The organism is uncultured Brevundimonas sp., assembly GCF_937863155.1.
Lineage (GTDB): Bacteria > Pseudomonadota > Alphaproteobacteria > Caulobacterales > Caulobacteraceae > Brevundimonas.
Genome location: NZ_CALMFB010000060.1, coordinates 1 through 3,676, shown reverse-complemented (window position 1 = coordinate 3,676; position 3,676 = coordinate 1). Strand labels below are relative to the sequence as shown.

4 protein-coding genes and 1 pseudogene are annotated in these 3,676 nt (G+C 62.5%); all 5 read left to right on the top strand.

All coding sequences use genetic code 11. The features are described from left to right. On the top strand, positions 1 to 1,176 hold a 1,176-nt coding region (gene tuf, locus Q0581_RS09235), incomplete at its 5' end, for an elongation factor Tu (protein WP_298699623.1). Positions 1,177 to 1,347: 171 nt separating this feature from the next. Further along, positions 1,348 to 2,121: a hypothetical protein gene (locus tag Q0581_RS09230; protein ID WP_298699621.1), complete on the top strand. Its 774-nt coding sequence runs from the start codon at positions 1,348 to 1,350 to the stop codon at positions 2,119 to 2,121. A 217-nt stretch (positions 2,122 to 2,338) separates the two neighbouring features. Next, on the top strand, positions 2,339 to 2,647 hold the full coding sequence (rpsJ, locus tag Q0581_RS09225; RefSeq protein WP_036717366.1) for a 30S ribosomal protein S10: 309 nt from the start codon (positions 2,339 to 2,341) through the stop codon (positions 2,645 to 2,647). A gap of 10 nt (positions 2,648 to 2,657) precedes the next feature. Further along, positions 2,658 to 3,290: pseudogene (rplC, locus tag Q0581_RS09220) on the top strand (50S ribosomal protein L3); the annotation flags it as partial. A gap of 224 nt (positions 3,291 to 3,514) precedes the next feature. Further along, on the top strand, positions 3,515 to 3,676 hold a 162-nt coding region (gene rplD, locus Q0581_RS09215), incomplete at its 3' end, for a 50S ribosomal protein L4 (protein ID WP_298699624.1).

Below are 3,676 nucleotides of genomic sequence, written 5' to 3'. Positions count from 1 at the left end.
ATGGCAAAGGCAAAATTCGAACGGACGAAACCGCACGTCAACATCGGGACGATCGGTCACGTTGACCACGGCAAGACGACGCTGACGGCGGCGATTACGAAGTATTTCGGCGATTTCAAGGGCTATGACCAGATCGACAACGCGCCGGAGGAGAAGGCGCGGGGGATCACGATCTCGACCACGCATGTGGAATACGAGACCGACGCGCGCCACTATGCGCATGTGGACTGTCCCGGCCACGCCGACTACGTCAAGAACATGATCACGGGTGCGGCGCAGATGGACGGCGCCATCCTGGTGGTGAACGCCGCCGACGGGCCGATGCCGCAGACGCGCGAGCACATCCTGCTGGGCCGCCAGGTCGGCATTCCCTACATGGTCGTGTATCTGAACAAGGTCGACCAGGTCGATGACGAGGAGCTGCTGGAGCTGGTCGAGATGGAGGTGCGCGAACTGCTGTCCTCCTATGACTATCCCGGCGACGACATCCCGATCGTGAAGGGCTCGGCGCTGGCGGCGCTGGAAGGGCGCGACAAGGAGATCGGCGAGGATTCGATCCGGGCGCTGCTGAAGGCGGTGGACGATTACATCCCGACGCCCGAGCGCGCCATCGACCAGCCGTTCCTGATGCCGATCGAGGACGTGTTCTCGATTTCGGGCCGGGGCACGGTGGTGACGGGCCGGGTCGAGCGCGGCGCGGTCAACGTGGGCGACGAGCTGGAGATCGTGGGCATCCGCCCGACGAAGAAGACGATCTGCACCGGGGTCGAGATGTTCCGCAAGCTGCTCGATCGCGGCGAGGCGGGCGACAACATCGGGGCGCTGCTGCGCGGCATCGACCGCGACGGGGTCGAGCGCGGCCAGGTTCTGGCCAAGCCCGGCTCGGTCAAGCCGCACACCCGGTTCGAGGCCGAGGCCTATATCCTGACCAAGGAGGAGGGCGGCCGCCACACCCCGTTCTTCGCCAACTATCGCCCGCAGTTCTATTTCCGCACCACGGACGTGACCGGGACCGTCAAGCTGCCCGAGGGCACCGAGATGGTGATGCCGGGCGACAACCTGAAGTTCGAGGTCGAACTGATCGCCCCCATCGCGATGGAAGAAAAGCTGCGCTTCGCCATCCGCGAAGGCGGCCGCACCGTCGGCGCCGGCGTCGTCTCGAAAATCATCGAGTGATCTAAGGCCTTTGGGCCTGAGGATATCGCAACAAATAGCCGTCCCGAAAGGGGCGGCTTTTTCATTAGATGCACACACTAGAAGTTTAGAGCGTCACGCACACCTACTTGCGGAATTGAGCACCCGTCCTATGTCTGGGTATGATAGGGTTCTTGGCGATGGACGGGCCTAGTGGCAATCTATTCGAGTGCGGAATTTGTCAAGGCGCTGAAGAAGACGCCTGAGAACTTCTATGTCATCCACTATTCCTGTCAGAGCCTCTTTGACGACAACGAGGCGCTTTCGCCCAGAATCACGTCGATCGCCGTTTCCCACTACGCGACTGACCAAGTCGTCAGCTTTTCCACGCACTCAGTTGCGGAAGAACTACGCATAGCAAGGGAGGACGTCCTTCGTCGGTTTGACGAAGTCGAAGCCAAGCTCTTGCAGGACTTCTACGCGTTCGTTCGTGAGCGGCGAGACAAGTTCTGGATCCATTGGAACATGCGAAATCTCACCTATGGATTCGAGCACCTTGAACATCGCTACAGGGTTCTCGGTGGAGCCGACGCGGCTGTTATTCCGGTCGAGCGCCGGCTGAACCTGAATGATATGCTTTCTGACAAGTACGGCAGCGCCTACGCGCGGCACCCCAAGCTAAAATCTCTCATGGAGCTCAATGGCGGCATTCACCGACACTTTCTCACAGGCGAGGAAGAGGTGCACGCATTCAAGAACTGCGAGTTCATTCGGATGCACAACTCTACGCTTACAAAGGTAGGTTTCCTGCAGTCAGTTCTCGAAAAGCTGGTCAAGGGAAAGCTCCGTACAGCATCCAGGGGCGTTGGAGTGATGCTGGACCGCGCTTTCGAACATCGCGCAATGAAGGTTGTAGGGGCGGCGGGAGCTGCAATATCGACTTGCGTTGCTGGTTGGCAGCTCTGGCTTTGGATCATGGCGATCTAGCCGGACTTCCGGAGGCGGATACTTGACACCCGCCGCCCAATCCTCCACAAGCTCCCATCGCCGCCGCTTCCGCCCTCGCGCGCCCGAATCGGTTGCATCTGCCAAGGCCGCCCGCTATGGGGGCGGCCTTGCAGTTTTTCTGCCCAAGGTCCGACGCTGGCCTCGCGTGGTGCGCGGTCAGCCTCTCGACTGAAATCCCCATTCGAGGGATGCTTTGATGCAAAGCCAGACCATCCGTATCCGGCTCAAGGCGTTCGATTACCGCGTGTTGGACGCCAGCACTGCGGAGATCGTGAACACCGCCAAGCGGACCGGCGCGCAGGTGCGCGGCCCGATCCCGCTGCCGAACAAGATCGAGAAATTCACCGTCCTGCGCGGCCCGCATATCGACAAGAAATCCCGCGACCAGTGGGAAATCCGCACGCACAAGCGTCTGCTGGACATCGTCGATCCCACGCCCCAGACCGTGGACGCCCTGATGAAGCTCGACCTCGCCGCTGGCGTGGATGTCGAGATCAAGGTGTAAGGGGGCCATCATGCTGCGGACTGGTATCATCGCCAAGAAGCTGGGCATGACCCGGCTGTTCCTGGAAGACGGCCGTCAGGTGCCTGTCACCGTTCTTCAGATCGACAACCTTCAGGTCGTGGCGCAGCGCACGGCCGAGCGTGACGGCTATACCGCCGTGCAGCTCGGCTCGGGCGATGCGAAGCCCAAGAACGTCACCGCCCCGATGCGCGGCCATTTCGCGAAAGCGAATGTCGCGCCCAAGCGCAAGATCGCCGAGTTCCGGGTGGCCCCGGAAAACCTGATCGAAGTGGGCGAGGAGATTATTGCCGCCCATTACTTTGCCGGGCAGTATGTGGACATCGCGGGCACCTCGATCGGCAAGGGCTTTGCCGGTGCCATGAAGCGGCACAACTTCGGCGGTCTGCGCGCCTCGCACGGCGTGTCGATCAGCCACCGCTCGCATGGCTCGACCGGCCAGTGCCAGGACCCCGGCAAGGTGTTCAAGGGCAAGAAGATGGCCGGCCATCTGGGCGCGGTGCGCGTCACCACCCAGAACCTGCAGGTCGTGCGCACCGACGCCGACCGTGGCCTCATCATGGTCAAGGGGTCGGTTCCCGGTTCCAAGGGCGGCTGGGTCACGATCAAGGACGCCGTGAAGAAGCCGTTGGCCGAGAGCACGATCTATCCGGCCGCGCTGCGTTCGGCCGAACGTGAAGCCAAGCGTCTGGCCGAGGAAGCCGCTGCCCAGGCCGCGGCCGAGGAAGAGGCCGCGCGTCTGGCTGCGGCCGAAGCCGAAGCCGCCGCGCAGGAAGCCGCGCTGGCCGAAGCCCAGGCCTCCATCGCGGCTGAGGGCGAGACCGCTGCCCCTGAGGGAGACGAGAGCAAATGAAACTCGACGTGATTTCGCTCGCCTCGGGCAAGGCCGGGGACATCGAGTTGTCCGACGACATCTTCGGGCTGGAGCCGCGTGCGGACATCCTGCATCGCGTGGTGCGCTGGCAGCGTGCCAAGGCCCAGGCGGGCACCCATTCGACGCTGGGCAGGTCC